The sequence below is a fragment of the Rhodococcus sp. LMD genome (genome assembly GCF_056108245.1).
Genome location: NZ_CM148557.1, coordinates 4,698,134 through 4,712,486, shown reverse-complemented (window position 1 = coordinate 4,712,486; position 14,353 = coordinate 4,698,134). Strand labels below are relative to the sequence as shown.

12 protein-coding genes are annotated in these 14,353 nt (G+C 71.0%); 7 read left to right on the top strand and 5 right to left on the bottom strand.

Annotation, left to right across the window (positions count from 1 at the left end):
- Positions 1 to 94 precede the first annotated feature (94 nt).
- The 4 genes from ACWPQI_RS21475 to ACWPQI_RS21460 all read left to right on the top strand — a co-directional run bounded on the left by ACWPQI_RS21475 (position 95) and on the right by ACWPQI_RS21460 (position 4,724).
- On the top strand, positions 95 to 586 hold the full coding sequence (locus tag ACWPQI_RS21475; protein ID WP_010593610.1) for a metallophosphoesterase family protein: 492 nt from the start codon (positions 95 to 97) through the stop codon (positions 584 to 586).
- A gap of 71 nt (positions 587 to 657) precedes the next feature.
- On the top strand, positions 658 to 1,956 hold the full coding sequence (locus ACWPQI_RS21470) for an alpha/beta hydrolase family protein (protein ID WP_102031649.1): 1,299 nt from the start codon (positions 658 to 660) through the stop codon (positions 1,954 to 1,956).
- Between the two features lie 139 nt (positions 1,957 to 2,095).
- Positions 2,096 to 3,685 carry a transposase gene (locus ACWPQI_RS21465; RefSeq protein ID WP_064066684.1) on the top strand — a complete coding sequence of 530 codons (1,590 nt, stop codon included), beginning with the start codon at positions 2,096 to 2,098 and terminating at the stop codon, positions 3,683 to 3,685.
- Between the two features lie 328 nt (positions 3,686 to 4,013).
- Positions 4,014 to 4,724 (top strand): M23 family metallopeptidase, encoded by a 711-nt coding sequence (locus ACWPQI_RS21460; protein WP_010593608.1) that lies wholly within the window; start codon positions 4,014 to 4,016, stop codon positions 4,722 to 4,724.
- Between the two features lie 52 nt (positions 4,725 to 4,776).
- Here the strand turns inward: ACWPQI_RS21460 and ACWPQI_RS21455 are convergent, their stop codons facing one another.
- Entirely contained in the window at positions 4,777 to 6,750 is a 1,974-nt protein-coding gene (locus tag ACWPQI_RS21455; protein ID WP_237211325.1) for a M13 family metallopeptidase, read from the bottom strand.
- Positions 6,751 to 6,886: 136 nt separating this feature from the next.
- Here ACWPQI_RS21455 and ACWPQI_RS21450 point away from each other — a divergent pair, with 136 nt between their 5' ends.
- Positions 6,887 to 8,281: a WS/DGAT/MGAT family O-acyltransferase gene (locus ACWPQI_RS21450; protein WP_064066685.1), complete on the top strand. Its 1,395-nt coding sequence runs from the start codon at positions 6,887 to 6,889 to the stop codon at positions 8,279 to 8,281.
- Positions 8,281 to 9,489, top strand: coding sequence for a serine hydrolase domain-containing protein (locus ACWPQI_RS21445; RefSeq protein WP_268965763.1), 1,209 nt, complete (start codon positions 8,281 to 8,283; stop codon positions 9,487 to 9,489). Before ACWPQI_RS21450 ends, ACWPQI_RS21445 begins: the two co-directional genes overlap by 1 nt.
- Before the next feature lie 56 nt (positions 9,490 to 9,545).
- On the opposite strand, the gene ACWPQI_RS21440 is transcribed toward ACWPQI_RS21445, so the two are convergent.
- The 3 genes from ACWPQI_RS21440 to ACWPQI_RS21430 all read right to left on the bottom strand — a co-directional run bounded on the left by ACWPQI_RS21440 (position 9,546) and on the right by ACWPQI_RS21430 (position 12,334).
- Positions 9,546 to 10,454, bottom strand: a complete 909-nt coding sequence (locus tag ACWPQI_RS21440) for a PaaI family thioesterase (protein WP_017681966.1) — start codon at positions 10,452 to 10,454, stop codon at positions 9,546 to 9,548.
- An 82-nt stretch (positions 10,455 to 10,536) separates the two neighbouring features.
- Positions 10,537 to 11,310, bottom strand: coding sequence for a pirin family protein (locus tag ACWPQI_RS21435; RefSeq protein WP_017681965.1), 774 nt, complete (start codon positions 11,308 to 11,310; stop codon positions 10,537 to 10,539).
- Positions 11,311 to 11,365: 55 nt separating this feature from the next.
- Entirely contained in the window at positions 11,366 to 12,334 is a 969-nt protein-coding gene (locus ACWPQI_RS21430; RefSeq protein ID WP_474738861.1) for a pirin family protein, read from the bottom strand.
- Between the two features lie 445 nt (positions 12,335 to 12,779).
- Between ACWPQI_RS21430 and ACWPQI_RS21425 the strand changes: the two genes are divergently transcribed.
- Complete coding sequence (locus ACWPQI_RS21425) at positions 12,780 to 13,232, top strand: VOC family protein (RefSeq protein ID WP_474738488.1); 453 nt, start codon at positions 12,780 to 12,782, stop codon at positions 13,230 to 13,232.
- Positions 13,233 to 13,241: 9 nt separating this feature from the next.
- On the opposite strand, the gene ACWPQI_RS21420 is transcribed toward ACWPQI_RS21425, so the two are convergent.
- Positions 13,242 to 14,237 carry a sigma-70 family RNA polymerase sigma factor gene (locus ACWPQI_RS21420; protein ID WP_010593599.1) on the bottom strand — a complete coding sequence of 332 codons (996 nt, stop codon included), beginning with the start codon at positions 14,235 to 14,237 and terminating at the stop codon, positions 13,242 to 13,244.
- Positions 14,238 to 14,353: the final 116 nt, after the last annotated feature.

The window sequence follows — 14,353 nt, the reverse complement described above, 5'->3', positions numbered from 1 at the left end:
CGTCGTGTATGCGTTCGTCGCGTACTCGGGGGCCGGGTGCCCGGTGGGAGCCGTGCGAAACCTCGGATGTCCCGGTGGGCGGCACACTGGTCGCATGAGGTTGCTGCTGCTGGCCGACACCCACGTCCCCGTCCGCGCGCGGGACCTGCCGGCGCGGGTGTGGGAGGAGGTCGACCGCGCCGATGTGGTGCTGCACGCCGGTGACTGGGTCGACATCGCCCTCTTCGACGCCCTGTCCGAGCGGGCGGCCCGGTTGGTCGCGTGCTGGGGCAACAACGACGGTGCCGAATTGCGGGGCCGGATGCCCGAGATCGCACGCGTGACGCTGGAGGATGTGCGCTTCGCGGTCGTCCACGAGACCGGAGCCTCGGCGGGCCGCGACCGGCGGATGTCGGCGGCGTATCCGGACACCGACGTCCTGGTGTTCGGGCACAGCCACATCCCGTGGGACACCACCACGGCCACGGGGCTGCGGCTGCTGAACCCGGGGTCGCCGACGGACCGCCGGCGACAACCGTTCTGCTCCTTCATGACCGCCGCCGTCGCCGACGGCGCACTGGGCGAGGTCGCACTGCACCGCCTGTGACCGGAAATCGAGCCGGACGACCGGTTCGGGCGTACGGTGGGTGTGCCCCGCCACCGCCCGAGGGAGCTCACATGCCCGCATCCTTCTTCGCGCATCCCCACCAGGCGTTCACGGCAGGTTTCTACCGCGACGAGGACTTCGACTTCGACGTCCGCTTCCTGCTCGGGCAGGCCGTGCACGGCGCGGCGGACGTCGGCGAAGTGCTCGCCACGATCGCCCCGCTCGGCGAGAAGGACCACGAGAAGTGGTTCGACGCCTGGGTTGCGCTCGGCACTCGCGTCCGACGCCTCGCCGATGCCTCCGCCGAGGCCGGGCACGCGGTCAGTGCCGCGGGCGCATACCTGCGTGCGGCAACGTATTTCGCCACCGCGGTCAACTCCGTCGACGGGCTGGGCGACGACGGCCCGCTGCTGCCGACGTTCCGGCAGCATCGGGCGGCGTGGGACCGGTTCGTCGAGACCACCCCGCACCCGGCCGAACGGGTCGACATTCCCTACGAGGACGGCTTCCTGCCGGGCTACCTGCTCCGTCCGCTCGGTGAGGAGACCCGCGAGCCCCGCCCCACGCTGATCCTGAACAACGGCAGCGACGGACCGATCAGCAGCCTGTGGACCGCCGCCGGGGCCGGCGCCCTGGCGCGCGGCTACAACGTGCTGTTCTTCGACGGACCGGGCCAGCAGTCCATGCTGTTCGAGCGCGGCGTGCCGTTCCGGCACGACTGGGAGGCGGTGATCACCCCGATCGTGGACTTCCTCCTCCGATACCCGGAGGTCGACGACTCGCGCATCGCCCTCTACGGGATCAGCCAGGGCGGATACTGGGTTCCGCGCGCACTGGCCTTCGAGCACCGGATCGCCGCCGCAATCGCCGACCCGGGTGTGGTCGACGTGGCCGCGTCGTGGCTCGCCCACATGCCGAAGAACATGATCGAGCTGCTCGAGAAGGGCGACCGGGAGAAGTTCGACCGTGACATGGCCTTCGGCATGCGGCTGTCGGGCCGGCTCGAACGCACCTGGCGGTTCCGGGCGCGCCCCTACCGTCGGATGGACTCGTACTTCGACACCCTCACCGAGGTGCTGAAGTACCGGCTCGGCGACCTCGCCGGCTCGATCACGACGCCGCTGTTGGTCACCGACCCGGAGGACGAGCAGTTCTGGCCCGGCCAGTCCCGCCGGCTCGCGGACGGGCTACCGGGGGTGACGGAACTCGTCGCGTTCACCGCTGCAGAGGGCGCCAACTTCCACTGCCAGCCCCTCGCCCGCGCTCTCACCGATCAGCGGATGTTCGACTGGCTGGACACGGTGCTGGCCGAGCGGGCCCGCACCCGGGCTTCCGACGGCGGGTCGTCGCGTCAGGTGGCGGACGGCTGAGCGAGGCGGCCCCCGGCGGGAGCCGGCCGCTGTGGACCGAATGTCACATCGCGTCGGTCTGAGGGGTTGTTGCAGAATCGTGGGTCGGCCCCGTCATGTCACGGCGGGGCTGACCTGCGGTTTCGTGTAGAATCCGTTGGTGGCCAAAGGATATCGACCCGTCGATCGTGACCAGCAGTTCCGGATCCCCCCGGACATGCGCGACTGGCTCGGCACCGACCATCCCGTGTGGACGGTCATCGACATCATCGACCGGATCGACACCACCGCATTCCATCGGACCGCCAAGACCGGTGGCGCCGGCCGTGCCGGCTACCACCCGGACATGCTGCTCACCTTGCTGGTGTGGGCCTGGTCCCGCGGGGAACGCTCCTCCCGCCGCATCGAACGGCTGTGCACCGAGGACGTGGCCTACCGGGTGATCTGCGCCCAGGACATCCCCGATCACGTGACGATCGCCCGGTTCCGCAAAACCCACGCCACCGCCTGCGAAGACCTGTTCACCCAGGTCCTGCTGCTGGCTGCAGCCCTGGGACTGGGCCGGCTGGAGACCATCGCGTTGGACTCGGTCAAGATCGCCTCCAACGCCTCGGCCGGCGCCAACCGCACCGAATCGTCGGTGCGGGCCGAAGCCGCCGCCCACGCCCGAGCAGTGGCGGCGGCAGCGGTGGCCGCGCATGCGGCCACCGATGCCGCCGAAGACGAACCCCACGATCACGGCGACCGCGGTCCCGGTTCGGTCCCACCGGCGTTGACCGACCCCCGGTCACGGGCAGCGCGGATCAGCGAGGCGATCGCCGCACTCGACGCTGCCCGCGCCGCCGACGAGCAGGCCCGGGCCGACAAGGACACCTCGGCCCGTCTGTATCTCGAGCAGGCCCGCGGCGGGCAGATGCCGATGGGTGCCCCGCCCGCCTCGGCGGCGGTCGCGGCAGCGGAACTGGCGTTGGAGAAGACCCTGGCTGCCCATGCCGCGAAAGTTCGGCGGTACGAGCAGCGGCGGGCCGAAGCGGCAGCGAAAGGCCACCGATACGGTGGCTGGGTGATCCGGCCGGCCGGGCAGGACCCGAAGGTGATCAAGGCCCGGGCACGTCTGGCTCGTGCCACCGCCGCAGCGGCGGCGGCGACTGCGGTCGCGGCGGCACGAGCCGATGCCGACACCGAGGGCCGGCCCGAGCGGGTGGTCAACACCACCGACCCGGAGTCCGGGTTGCAACCGTTGCGTGGTGGCGGCTGGGTGCAGGGGTTCAACTGTCAGGCCGTGACCAGCGGTGACGGGCTGATCATGGCGGTGTCGGTGGCGGCCAATCCCACCGATGCGCCGACGTTCGTGCCGATGATGCAGGCGGCGGTGGCCGCTGCCGGGTACTTCTCCGAAGCCAACATCACCGCGCCGGGACCGGACCGGTTGATCGCCCGCGGCAAGGCCCGCCACCTCGAACACGCGGCCCGGCACACACCGGTGTCTGGGCCGGCGCCGGTCGAGGCTTCACCGGTCGAGGTGATGGCCCACCGGTTGCGCACCGAGGAGGGAATCGCCACCTACCGCAAGCGTTCTCACATTGCCGAGACTCCGTTCGGGCATGCCAAACACAATCTGAATTTTCGGCGGTTCACCGGCCGGGGACTGGTCCGTGCCCGTGGTGAGTGGAGTTTTCATGCCGCGGTGCACAACATCGGCAAGATCCTCGCTGCGGTGGGTGGGGGCGGGTTGCCGGCCGCTGTGTGAGGCGGTGGTCCCGGGGCGGGAGACCCCGCCCCGGGACCGGCGCTTTGGTTCGCGGTCGCGGACCCTCGGCGATTTCGCAACAGCCCGCTGAACCGACCGGATGTGACATTCGGTCAGGTAGGAGGCGCTACCCACAGCCGCAAGCATGCGCTAATCTGTGACTCGACCGTGACCAATCCGTTATTGAACGGACTACTCGAACGTCGAGGACAGCAGTTTGGCCCCGTACGCCCGCCCCGATGGTGACAACTTCAGCGAAACACTCGAACCCGCAGCGCCTCGGCGTGGGGCACACCGACGCTCGACCCGGACCGGGCCCGCGCGTCGATTGCTGACCATTCCCCTGGCGGTCGGCGCCGTGCTCGCGGCCGGCAGCGCCGCGGCCCAGGCCGCCCCCGGGCAGCCCCGGGCCGAGGCCGCCCCCGAACGGCAGCAGCCGACCGTCGGGCTCTCGACCGCACCGCAGGTGCTGCAATTCCCGGACGCCGGCACCGACCGGTACGTCGACCAGTTGCAGCGCGCCGCCGAGCGCGAGACCGCCCGCCTCGCCGCGGAGGCCGAGGAGCGCCGGCGTGAAGCCGAGCGCCTCGCCCGGGAGGAAGCCGAGCGGATCGCGCAGGAACTCGCGAGCCGCCCGAGTGCCGTCTTCCCCACCATCGGGGCGCTGACCTCCGGGTTCGGGCCCCGCTGGGGAACGGCGCACAACGGCATCGACATCGCCAACGCCATCGGCACGCCGATCAAGTCGGTCACCGACGGCACCGTGATCGAATCCGGCCCCGCCTCCGGCTTCGGACTATGGGTGCGCATCCAGCAGGACGACGGCACGATCGGCGTCTACGGGCACATCGACCAGTCGCTCGTGTCGGTCGGCCAGCAGGTGCGGGCGGGCGACGTGATCGCCACGATGGGCAACCGCGGCCAGTCCACCGGGCCGCACCTGCACTTCGAGGTGTGGCAGCCGGGCGGCGCCAAGATGGACCCGCTGGCCTGGTTCGGCTCGCGCGGGGTATCCGTACCACAGTCCTCGCGTTCCTAGTCGGACGCCGGTACGCCGCCCCGTCGGGGGGCGCGGCGCACCGGCGTCCGGCTCACCAGATCCGCACGCGCTGCGCGGGCTCGAGATACAACTCGTCGCCGGGGTGCACGTCGAACGCCTGGTAGAAGGCGTCGATGTTGCGCACCACCCCGTTGCAGCGGAACTCCGGCGGGGAGTGCGGGTCCACGGCGAGCCGGCGCAGCGCCTCCTCGTCGCGGACCTTGGTCCGCCACACCTGCGCCCAGCCGAAGAACACCCGCTGCAGGCCCGTGAGGCCGTCGATCACGGGCGGTTCGGCTCCGTCGAGCGCGATCTCGTACGCCTTCAGCGCGATGGACAGCCCGCCGAGATCGCCGATGTTCTCGCCGATGGTGAAGCTGCCGTTGACGCGGTGCCCGGCGAGTCCCTTCGGTTCGAACTCGTCGTACTGCGCGATCAGTGCCGCGGTGCGCTTACCGAACTCGGTGCGATCGTCGTCGGTCCACCAGTTCTCGAGATTGCCGTCGCCGTCGTACTTGGCGCCCTGATCGTCGAAGCCGTGCCCGATCTCGTGCCCGATGACGGCCCCGATCCCGCCGTAGTTGGCGGCGTCGTCGGCATGCAGATCGAAGAACGGCGGTTGCAGGATCGCGGCGGGGAACACGATCTCGTTCATGCCCGGGTTGTAGTAGGCGTTCACGGTCTGCGGTGTCATGAACCACTCGTCGCGGTCCACCGGGCCGCCGAGCTTGGCCAGGTCGCGGTCGTACTCGGCGGCGTAGCCGCTGCGGTAGTTGCCGACCAGGTCGTCCGCGGCGACGGTCACGGCCGAGTAGTCGCGCCACTTGTCGGGGTAGCCGATCTTCGGCGTGAACTTCTCCAGCTTGCGCAGCGCCGCCTCACGGGTCTGCGGGCTCATCCACTCGAGCTCGGCGATGCTGCGCCGGTACGCCTCCTGCAGGTTGGCGACGAGCTGCTGCATGCGGTCCTTGGCCTCGGCCGGGAAGTGCCGTTCGACGTACAGCTTGCCGACAGCCTCGCCGAGCAGGTCCTGGACGAGCGCCACGCCGCGCTTCCACCGGTCGCGGATCTCCTGCGCCCCGGTGAGGGTGCGGCCGTAGAACGCGAAGTTCTCGTCGACGAGCTTCTCGGTGAGGTACGGCGCGCGGGAGTGCAGGACCCGCCAGGTGGCCCAGGCCTTCCAGTCGTCGAGGGCCGCCTCGGCCCACAGCTGCGCGAACGTGTCGAGAAAGCCCGGTTGGCGGACCACGATCTCGGCCCACTGTTCCTCGGTGGCCCCGAGCGCGCCGATCCAGCCGCGCCAGTCGAAACCGGGTCGCTCGGACGTCAGCGCCTCGAACGTCACCAGGTTGTAGGACAGGTCGGCGTCGCGCCGCTTGACCACGTCCCAGTGCCCGGCCGCCAGGCGGGTCTCGAGGTCGAGCACCCGCTGCGGGTCGTACCCGATGCCGGCGAGCTCGAACATGCGCCCGATGTGCGCGACGTACTGTGCCCGGATCTCGGCGTGACCGTCCTCGCGGTAGTACGACTCGTCGGGCAGGCCCAGACCGGACTGCGTCGTGTGCATCAGGTAGCGCGCCGAGTTCTTCGCGTCGGTGTCCACGTAGTGCCCGACGGCGCCGCCGATCCCGACGCGCTGCAACCGGCCGAGCACCGCCGCGAGCGCGTTCCGGTCCGCGGCGTCCGCCACGGCGGCCAGTTCGCCGGCGATCGGGTCCAGGCCCGCCGCCTCGACGGTCTCGGTGTCCATGAAGCTGGCGTACAGGTCACCGATGCGCTGCGCGTCGGTGCCCGGCTCGGCCGAGGACGCGGCCGCCTCCTCGATGAGGGTGCGGACGTCGACCTCGGCCTTGTCGAACAGGGTGCGGAATGCGCCGTCGAGGGCACGATCGGCGGGGATCTCGTGTTCGGCGAGCCAGCGGCCGTTGACGTGCTCGAACAGATCGTCCTGCGCTCGGGTGCGCTCGTCGAGGTGGGTCAGGTCGATGCCCGAGTGTCGGGCCCGGGGATGCTCCACGATGGTCATGCCGTCCATCCTTACACCCATTCCCCGCACCCGGCACGGGCCTGCGTACGGGCGACGGGCCGTCTCCGCCCGCGACACGCCGCGCTCGAGTTACCGTGACCGAAGCCACACAGACACGTGGAAGCGGGGTGGGCGAGTGGGTCTGATGGACCCGATCGACGCGGTTCTCATGACGGCAGAGCTGCTGGCGAACCCCATGCACGTCGGGGTGGTGCTGATCCTGAACCCACCCGAGGACGCCGGCTCCCGATTCGTCGACGACGCCTACCGGGACGCGCTCGGCCGGGGCGACGAGGTGGATCCGGTGCTGCGACGCCGGGCGCACCGGGGTGTGGACACCGGCGGGTGGTGGGCCTGGCGCGACGTGGACGACATCGATCTGAGCTACCACGTGCGGCGGGCGTCGCTGCCGCCCGGCGCCGGACGGGACGCGCTGTGGCAGCTGGTGGGGAAGCTGCATGCCGAACCGCTCGACCGCTCCCGCCCGATGTGGGAGGCCCACCTTGTCGACGGCCTTCCCGACGGCCGGTTCGCGCTCTACACGAAGGTCCACCACGCGGTGCTCGACGGGATCGCGGGCCTGCGGATGATCGAGGAGTCGATGTCGCCCGACCCCGATCGCCGGTCGATGTCCCCGTTCTTCGCCACCGGCGGGCACCCGCGGCCCGACGCCGCGCCCGGTGGCCTTCCGACGCCGCTCGGCCTGGCCCGTTCGGTCCTCGGGGCGCTCACCTCCGGTGTGGGCCTGGTTCGCCGGACGGTCGAGGGGCAGGTCGGGGCCACGGTGCAGGGTCTGACCACCGACACCACCGTGCTGCCGTTCGGGGCGCCCCGCACCCGGCTCAACGGTCCACTCGGAGCCGGACGCGCCTTCGTCGCCGCCGGCTGGCCGAAGTCGCGACTGCGCGCGATCGAGCGCGCTGCGGGCGTGACCGGCAACGACGTCGTCACGGCCGTGGTGGCCGGGGCGTTGCGCTCGTGGTTCGGCGAGCACGGCGAACTCCCCGGCGACTCCCTCGTGGCGATCTGCCCGGTCTCGGTGCGCGGACGGCAGGACGGCGCGACGGCGGGCAATGCGTTCGGAACGGCGGTGTGCACCCTGGGCACCGATCTCGCCGACCCGGCCGACCGGCTGCGGCTGATCCACCGCTCGATGCAGGTCGCCAAGGACCGCGTCGCAGCGCTGGGGCCGGTGCCGTCGCTGGTGGTGACGGCACCGAGCATCCTGCCGACCATCCTCGCCCCGATGCTTCCGTTCGACCCGGGGCTGCGGCCCGGGTACAACCTGCCGATCTCCAACGTGCCCGGTCCGCGCACCGAGCTGTACTGGAACGGCGCCCACCTCGAGGAGATGTACCCCGTCTCGATCGTCTACGACGGGATGGCCCTCAACGTCACGGTGTGCTCGTATGCCGACCGGATCGGTTTCGGATATGTGGCCGGCGGGGAAGCAATACCGGACATCGCGACGTTGATACCTCTGACGGAGCGGTCTCTGTCGGAGTTGGAGACTGCGGTAGGAGTGGCGTGATGAGTTCCGATACCGGAGCGGCCAGGCGGGTGGACGGCGAGCACCCCCGGACCGAGATGATCGTCGACCCCCGCTTCCTGCCGGTCGCCGACCGCTTCTTCAAGATGTTCCGCGACACCCGGAACGGCGGCGGGGCGCTCGCGGCGTACCTGCACGGCGAGCCGGTGCTCGACATCTGGGCGGGCTGGGCGTCCCGGGACAAGCGGTGGACCCACGACACCGTCGCGCTGTCGTTCTCCACGGGCAAGGGCGTCGCGAGCACCGTGCTGCACCGGCTCGCCGAGCGCGGGCTCGTCGACTACGACGAACCCGTCGCGACGTACTGGCCCGAGTTCGGGGCCGCCGGAAAGGAATCCATCACCGTCCGGGAACTGATGTCCCACCGCGCCGGTCTGCACCGCGCGCGGGGCCTCGTCCCGGGACGCTTCGGGCTGCTCGACTCCGATGCGGTGGCGGCCGCGCTGGCGGCCTCCGTGCCGGACCCGCGGCGGCTCGCCGGCCCCGGCTATCACGCCGTCACCTACGGCAACCTCGTCGCCGAGATCGCCATCCGGGTGACCGGCCTGTCCTTCACCGAGCTGGTCGAGCAGGAGATCGCCGGCCCGCTCGGTCTGCGCGAATTCTGGTTCCACGTGCCGCAGGACGAGCGGCACCGGATCGCCCGGGTCTTCCCCCGGCTGAACCCGACCCCCGCGCCGTGGGCGGTCACCGGCACCGTGCTGTCGCGGCTGCCCGGGCTGCGTGGCGTCGCCGAGGCGGGCATGGCCGAAGGCTTCGACGAGCTGGCCCGCAGCCCCGCCGCGCACGACGCGGTGATGCCGGGATGGAACGGGGTCTTCACCGCCCGCGCGCTGGCCCGGATGTACGGGGCGCTGGCGAACGGCGGCGAACTCGACGGAGCGCGGCTGCTGAAGGCGGAAACCCTCGAACAGGTCCTCGAGGTGCAGACCCGGCGCCGCGACTACGTGCTCGGTATCCGCCCCAACTGGCGGCTGGGCTACCACCCGGGCTGGGTCGCCCTGCGGGAACAGCCGCTGCAGTCGATCGGTCACTTCGGCTTCGGCGGCTCCGGCGCGTTCGCCGATCCGGAGACGGGCTTGTCCATCGCCTTCGTCACCAACCGCCTCGGCAGTGTCACCCCCATCTCGGACATGCGGTTCCCGCGGCTCGGGGCCGCGGGCGTCGTCGTCGCACGGCGGGCGGCCTGACGGCCGACGCCCGTTCCGTCACCGGTCCTCCGTCCGGCCGCGCTCGTGAGCCGTCGTCAGGGCGCCAGCAGCTGCACGCTCGCCTGGGCCCGGACCAGGACCGCGCCGTCGGGTGCGGTGAGATGCGTGTCGATCGAGGCGAGCCGTCGGCCGGCCCGGGTGACCCGGGCCTCGACGAGAAGGTCGGGGCCGGGTGCCGCGGGGGAGCGCAGGTAGTCGAGCGTCAGGTTCAGCAACCGGTACTCCTGTCCGGCAGCGGTGAGGGTCTGCGCCGCGAGTTCGGCGACGGTGCCGGCGACGGAGACCAGGACCCCACCCTGCACGGCGCCCATCGGATTGGCCATCCATTCCGCGGGTGGTACGACCGCGGCGACGCGTCCCTTCTCGACGGCGCCGACGCGCAGATCGAGCAGCCCGGCGAGCGGGCCCCGGGCCACGGTTCCGGCGGCGATGCCGGAGACCGTGTCGAGGCCGGTGCGCTCGGCGAGTTCCGAAGGGTCCGTCCAGGGTTCGGGGGCGGGCCGGACCAGTCCGGACGCGTCCGCGAACGCGTCGAACACGGCGGGACGATCCACGACCATCGACCGTCCCGTCAGCTGGATCACCAGATCGCCTGCGTCGTCGCAGATCTGCGCGGTGCTCAACGCGGTGGCGTCGTCCACGTGGACGGCGCGGCCGGTGCCGTGCAGAGCCCCCCGGGCCGGCATCGGATTCGCGGTCGAGGCGCTGAGCTGGCTCAGGACGGACCGGGTGTCGCGGCCCTGCCCGCGCCACACGAGGTGCGGGGCGGCGCCGAGAAGGACGTCGGTGAACACGCCGACGGATCCGACGGTGGTGCGGCCGCGGTGGTCGACGAATCGGGCGCCCAGCGGCTGGCGGAACGACACCGTGCCCGGCTCCCCGCTCACGGTGTCGATGCCCATGAAGGCGTTGAGACGATCGGTTTCGGGGGCGGTGACGGTCACGGCGACATCCTGAGGTCGAGCGGAGCGAGGGTTCGCTCGGTCACGGTACCGAGGCCGGGGCCGGGCGTTGCGCCCACCCCGGTCAGCCGATGCGGGCGTGCATCTCCCACACGAGGATTTCCGCGGCCGTGTCGGTGTGGACCCGCTGTCCGCCGGAGCCGGTCAGCCGCACGGCGTCGCCCTCCCGCAGGATTCCGGCGCCTTCGAGCTCGGCTGTGCCCTGGGCGACGAAGAGGTGCAGGTAGGGGGCATCGGGCAGGACGACCGGCCGGCCCGGCTGCAGGCGGGCGACCGACAACCCGGCGTACTTGTTGTGGATGCGGATGGCGGCGTGATCGCGGTGCTCGGGGATGCCGGTGGCGACGGGCACCAGGCCGCCGCGCATGAGCTCGTCGTCGATCTCGAGTTGCTCGTAACCGGGGGTGATGCCCGATTCGTCCGGCACCACCCACATCTGGACGAAGCGGACCGGCTCGGCGTGCTCCGCGGCGTGCACGCCGGTGGCGCCGGGCAACCGCCAGGAGTCGTTCTTCTCCGAGTGCAGGATGCCCGTTCCGGCGCTCATCCGCTGTGCCAGGCCCGGATAGATGACGCCCGAGTGCCCGATCGAGTCCTGGTGCACGAGGCTGCCGCGCAGCACCCAGGTCACGATCTCCATGTCGCGGTGCGGATGCGTGTCGAAGCCCTGACCGGGCAGGACCGTGTCGTCGTTGTTGACCAGCAGCAGCCCGTGGTGCGTGTTGTCCGGGTCGTAGTGGTGGCCGAACGAGAACGAGTGCTTCGAGTCGAGCCAGGAGATGTTCGTCGTCAGCCGGTCCTCGGCGCGCCGGATGTCGAGAGTCGTGGCGTCGGTCATGGATTCTCCTCGGTGAGGTGCGGCGGGTTCAGGGTACGAGCGCGTCGGCGCAGCGTCAGGGCAGCTGTTCGTGCCCGGCCGGGATGGTCCCGAGACGTCCCGCCTGGAAGTCCTCGAACGCCTGGATGATCTCGGCCTTGGTGTTCATCACGAACGGCCCGTACATCGCGACGGGCTCGCGGATCGGCCGTCCGCCGAGCAGGAACACCTCGAGGGACGCGGTGCGCGAGTCCTGGGTGCGGTCGGCGGTGAACGTGACGCTGTCGCCGTCCGGGCCGAACACGGCGGTCTGTCCCGCCCGGATGGGGGCGTGCTCGGCGCCGACGGTGCCGTCCCCGGCGAGCACGTAGCCGAGCGCGTTGTACTCGCGATGCCAGGGCAGGGTCACCGACGCGCCCGGCGCGACGGTCAGGTGTGCGAGGGCGATCGGGGTGTGGGTCACGCCCGGGCCGCGGACACCGCCGATCTCACCGGCGACGACGCGGACGAGGGCGCCGCCGTCGGGCGAGGAGAGCAGGGCCACGTGGCTGCCGGCGATGTCCTGGTATCGCGGCTGCGCCATCTTGTGGTTCCGGGGCAGGTTCACCCACAACTGCACGCCGTGGAAGAGGCCGCCGCTGGCGACGACGTGTTCCGGCGGCGCCTCGATGTGCAGGATCCCCGAGCCCGCGGTCATCCACTGGGTGTCGCCCCCGCCGATGGTGCCGCCCCCGCCGTTGGAGTCCTTGTGTTCGAGGATCCCGTCGATCATGTAGGTGACGGTCTCGAATCCACGGTGCGGGTGCCACGGGGTGCCCTTGGGTTCGCCGGGGGCGTACTGCACCTCGCCCATCTGGTCCATGTGGATGAACGGGTCGAGGAAGCGCTGGTCGATACCTGCGAATGCCCGGCGCACCGGGAAGCCCTCGCCCTCGTATCCGACGGGAGCGGTCCGCACGCCGAGGACCGGACGGGCGGTCGCGTCGGGTGCGGGGGCCGGGATGCGGGGCAGGGTGAGGATGTTGTCTACGGTCACCGCGGGCATGGCGGGCTCCTTCGGCATGTAGTTGACTATGCAACTACTCTAACCGACGGGCCGGGGGATTTGTTCCTGCGCTCCGAGCGGTGTGCAGGCGGACCCGAGAGACGACGAAACCCCCTGCCCGAGGGGAGGGAGGGCAGGGGGTCCGCGCCGGGCGTGTGACGCCCGGCGCCACGTCCCGCCTTCGGGGGGAGGGAGGAGGGACGCGGTGTCGGTGGCGGCCGATCGTCTCCGTCGGCCGGGTGAGGCCAGGATACATACCCGCAGGGGTATGGTCCATCACCTCGGCGCGCAGAGCACCGGGCGCAGAGCATAGTTTCTCGCTCCGATGCGTGCCGGGGTTTCGGCGATCCCGTCCGGCGCGATGAGTTTTCCGGAGCCGGACGGTCTACCTTCTCGACACCTCACACGAGGTGCCGGCCGTCCGCTCACACACAAGGAGTTGAAGATGTCCCGCATGCTCTTCGCCAACCTGTCCGTCAAGGACGTGGTTGCCGCCCGCACGTTCTTCGATGCTCTCGGCTTCACCTTCAACGAGATGTTCTGCGACGACAACACCGCCTGCCTCGAGATCAACGACCAGACCTACGTCATGCTCCTCGAGGAGGCGCGCTTCCGCGACTTCATCACCGGCGACATCTGCGACACCGCCACGGCCCGCGAGGTGCTCCTGAGCGTGTCCGCCGAGAGCCGCGACGACGTCGACCGCCTCGTCGATGCCGCGCTCGCCGCCGGTGGCAGCGACTGGATCACCGCCGGGTCGGAGGAGATGAAGACCGACTTCATGTACGGCCGGGCCTTCCGCGACCTCGACGGGCACGTCTGGGAGGTCATGTGGATGGACGTCCAGGCCGCGGCCGCCGCGATGGGACCGCAGGCCGAGACGTCCGCGCAGGCGTAGCGGCCGGCGTCAGGGGTGCTCGGGTAGTCCGAACAGGGCGAACAGATCGGTGTCGAAGAACACGGTCACATGCACGACCCGGTCACCCACGACGTCGAGCACCTGCAGCTGGAACGGATGGTGCTGCCCGTCCTCGCCTCGCATGTAGAGGCCGAGGGCGGGCTGCCCGTTCGCCACCGTGGGCAGCAGAACCTGGTCGCCGGGACCGCTCGCCGGGCAATGCGTCCGGATGAGGTTTCCGATCGCCTCGGCGCCGCGGTACCAGCCCTCGAACGGCGGCATCTCCCACACCGCCTCCTGGGTGAGCATCTCGACGATCGAATCGATGTCGTACTTCTCGAACCCCTCGACCCAGCGCCGCACCAGCGCCTGGGCCTCCGGACTCTCCGGCTCGACCAGATCGTCCTTCGTCACCTGCGCCTGCTCCAGCTGCGCGCGGGCCCGCTGGAGCAGACTGTTCACCGCGGCCGTCGAGGTGTCCAGCGCGGCGGCCACCTCGGTCGCCCGCCACTGCAGGACGTCCCGCAGCAGCAGCACTGCCCGTTGCCGCGCCGACAGATGCTGCAGCGCCGCGACGAACGCCAGGCGGATGGACTCCCGCGAGGTCACGATCGCCGCCGGGTCCGTCGGATCGTCCGGCCGGCCGTCGTCGCCGAAGGACCCGCCGGGAATCGGCTCGAGCCACGGCACCTCCCCGCGCTCGACGAGGTCGTCGGCCGGATCCGAGCTCGGCGCCCCCAGCCCCGTCGGCAGCGGCCGGCGCGACCTGCCCTCGAGCGCGGTCAGGCACACGTTGGTCGCGATGCGGTGCAGCCACGTCCGCAGCGACGAGCGGCCCCCGAAGTTCGCGTAGCCGCGCCAGGCGCGCAGGTACGTCTCCTGCACGAGGTCCTCCGCGTCGTGGATCGAGCCGCTCATCCGGTAACAGTGCGCCAGCAGCTCCCGCCGGTACGGACCGGCCAGCGTCAGAAAGTCGTCCTGCGAGTCGAGAACCTGCTCCGTCATGTCGTACCCCCGCCTGCCCGTCGCTGCCGAAGTGCAGTTACGAGCGTGAGCGTAGTCCCGGGGGCCGACAGGAAACAGGGTCTCGAACTATCTGTGCACTCCGGGTACCGTCCAGT